Origin of the sequence: Streptomyces pathocidini, from assembly GCF_001418495.1 — a bacterium.
GTDB lineage: Bacteria > Actinomycetota > Actinomycetes > Streptomycetales > Streptomycetaceae > Streptomyces > Streptomyces pathocidini.
On sequence record NZ_LIQY01000547.1, the window covers coordinates 1 to 1,175 of the forward strand.

A 1,175-nucleotide genomic window follows, 5' to 3' on the forward strand; every position below is an offset into this window, starting at 1 on the left:
TCGAACTCGCCGCGCGGGTTCTCCAGGGAGCCCAGCGAGACGATCTCCCGTTTGAACAGCCCGGACAGGGTCCATTCGGCGAGGACCCTGGCCTTGCGGTTGAAGGTGGGCACCCGGCTGAGGTGGTAGGCGCGGTGCATGAACCAGGCCGGGTAGCCCTTCAACTTCCGCCCGTACACGTGGGCCACGCCCTTGTGGAGGCCGAGGGAGGCGACGGAGCCGACGTAGGCGTGCTCGTAGTCCTTCACCGGCTCGCCGCGCAGCGAGGCGGCGATGTTCTCGGCGAGCACCTTGGCCTGGCGGACCGCGTGCTGGGCGTTGGGGGCGCACTCCGTGCCAGGCTTCTTGGCCGTGCGGTCCGGGATGGCCGCGGCGTCCCCGGCTGCCCAGGCGTGCTCGACGCCCTCGACGCGGAGGGCGGCCGTACAGACCAGGCGGCCGCGCTCATTGAGCGGCAGGTCGGTCGCGGCGAGGACGGGGTTGGGTTTGACTCCGGCGGTCCAGACGAGGGTGCGGGTCGGAAAGCGGGAGCCGTCGCTGAGCACGGCGACCCGGTCCTCGCAGCTGTCGAGCCGGGTTTCCAGGCGTACGTCGATGTTGCGGTTGCGCAGTTCGCGGACCGCGTACCGGCCCATGTCCTCGCCGACCTCGGGGAGGATCCGGCCGGTGGCCTCGACGAGGATCCACTTCATGTCCTCGGGCGAGAGGTTGTGGTAATAGCGCGCGGCGTAGCGGGCCATGTCCTCGAGTTCGGCGAGCGCCTCCACGCCCGCGTAGCCGCCGCCGACGAAGACGAAGGTCAGGGCCGCGTCGCGGACGGCGGGGTCGCGGGTGGAGGAGGCGATGTCGAGCTGCTCCAGGACGTGGTTGCGCAGTCCGATGGCCTCCTCGACGGTCTTGAAGCCGATGCCGTATTCGGCCAGGCCCGGGACGGGGAGGGTGCGGGAGACGGAGCCGGGGGCCAGGACCAGTTCGTCGTACTCGACCTCGACCGCGCCCGTGCCCTCCTCCTCGGTGGCGAGGGTCCTGATCGTCGCGGTGCGCTTGGCGTGGTCGATGGCGGTGGCCTCGCCGATGACGACCTGGCAGCGGTCGAGGACGCGGCGCAGCGGTACGACCACGTGGCGCGGGGAGATCGAGCCGGCCGCGGCCTCCGGGAGGAAGGGCTGGTACGT

1 protein-coding gene is annotated in these 1,175 nt (G+C 71.3%); it reads right to left on the minus strand.

Going from position 1 to position 1,175, the window contains the following annotated elements:
- Positions 1-1,175, minus strand: a 1,175-nt coding sequence (locus AOK16_RS22335; RefSeq protein WP_055473961.1) for an NAD(P)/FAD-dependent oxidoreductase, incomplete at both ends; no start/stop codon positions are given.